This is a genomic window from Burkholderia sp., assembly GCF_018375725.1.
Classification (GTDB): Bacteria; Pseudomonadota; Gammaproteobacteria; order Burkholderiales; family Burkholderiaceae; genus Burkholderia.
In genome coordinates this window covers 1-1335 of record NZ_JAHACR010000523.1, presented here as the reverse complement: position 1 = coordinate 1335, position 1335 = coordinate 1, and the positions used below count along the sequence as shown (strand labels likewise).

At 71.0% G+C, this 1335-nt stretch carries 3 protein-coding genes; all 3 read left to right on the top strand.

Going from position 1 to position 1335, the window contains the following annotated elements:
* Positions 1–732 (top strand): BcsE family c-di-GMP-binding protein (locus KH616_RS25050; RefSeq protein ID WP_292254955.1); only part of this gene is annotated, 732 nt, incomplete at its 5' end.
* Positions 729–941 carry a hypothetical protein gene (locus KH616_RS25045; RefSeq protein ID WP_292254953.1) on the top strand — a complete coding sequence of 71 codons (213 nt, stop codon included), beginning with the start codon at positions 729–731 and terminating at the stop codon, positions 939–941. The genes KH616_RS25050 and KH616_RS25045, both read left to right, overlap by 4 nt.
* The coding region (locus KH616_RS25040) for a cellulose synthase operon protein YhjQ/BcsQ (RefSeq protein WP_292254950.1) at positions 938–1335 on the top strand (398 nt) is incomplete at its 3' end. The genes KH616_RS25045 and KH616_RS25040, both read left to right, overlap by 4 nt.

The window sequence follows — 1335 nt, the reverse complement described above, 5'->3', positions numbered from 1 at the left end:
GTCGGGCGCGACCTGCCGTTCTCCCGGTTGCAGGCGGCCTTGCGCGCGTTGCATGGGCAGCTGGATGCGCGGCCTGTCCCGGCGGATTACCGCGCAGCGCTTGCCGCCGCGCTTGGCGACACAGTGATCGGTTATCTGCCGGTCGGCGCGTTCTGCCTGCGGATTCGCGCGGTGCTCGATCGCGGCGCGGTGCTTGCGCTGCCGCACACGCTCGTGAAGATGACGCTGATGCCTGGCGTCGCGCATGTCGATGCGCTGCGGCACTGTCAGCCGCGCCGCGCGGGCGACGTGGTCACCGCCGACGCGGAGCATCTGTATGTGTTCCTGTTCGCATGCGAGCCCGCCGATGCGGACGAGGCGCTCAAGCGGATCTTCGACGTACCGGTCGGGCAGTTGTCGGACCGGATCGTCCGGCTCGCGCAAGGCAGCATCGATGCGGAACTGAACGTGCTGAAGGCTGAAAAACGTCGCGCGCCGATCGCCGACTACAGCGATCTGTTCGCGGCCGAGGATACAGCGGACGATGCGCCGGCGGCTCGCGCGCCGGGCGGTACGGCGCGGGCGGCGCTCGACGCCGGTATCGACGTCGCGCCCGCGGTGTCGCCGGATCCGCCGGAAGACATCGTGCCGCAGGTGCCGACCGCGCCAGCGACACGACCGGTTCCCAGCGCCGCGCATCCGCGCGGCGTCACCCGCAGCGCGATGCCGCTGCGTCATCCGGAGGCGCCATGATCGACGTTATCGTCATCGGATTCGTCGTCGGCGTGGCGATCGCGGTGCCCATCTGGATCGTCGCGCGGCATCTGGGCTTCGGCCGCAGTTTCCATGCGCCGCGCCGGATCGACCGGCACGAAGCCGTGCCGTGCGAGATCGTGCCGGTTGCGCTGCGCGGGCGGTTGCTGCCCGACGTGGCCGACACCGAACGGGAGGACACGCGATGAAAACCATCGCCGTGACGTCGACGACGGGCGGTGCCGGCCGCACGACGCTGTGCGCGGCGCTCGCCGTGCTGCTTGCGCGGCGGGGCCGACCGGTCGTCGCCGTCGATTTCGATCCGCAGAACCTGCTCGGCGCATCGCTCGGCCTCGACACGCTGGCCGAAACCGGCCTCGCGCAGACGCTGCTCGGCGACGACTCGCCGTGGCATGCGCAGACATGGCGCAGCGCGGACGGCGTGCTGTTCGTTCCGTACGGGCATGTCGACGCCGCGGGCATGGCTGCATGCGAGGCGACGCTGGCCGCCGATCCGCAGTGGCTCGCACGCGCGCTCGGTGAGATCGCGCTGCCCGCGACGGGCGTATTGCTGATCGACACGGCGCGCTGTCCGTCGCAGCA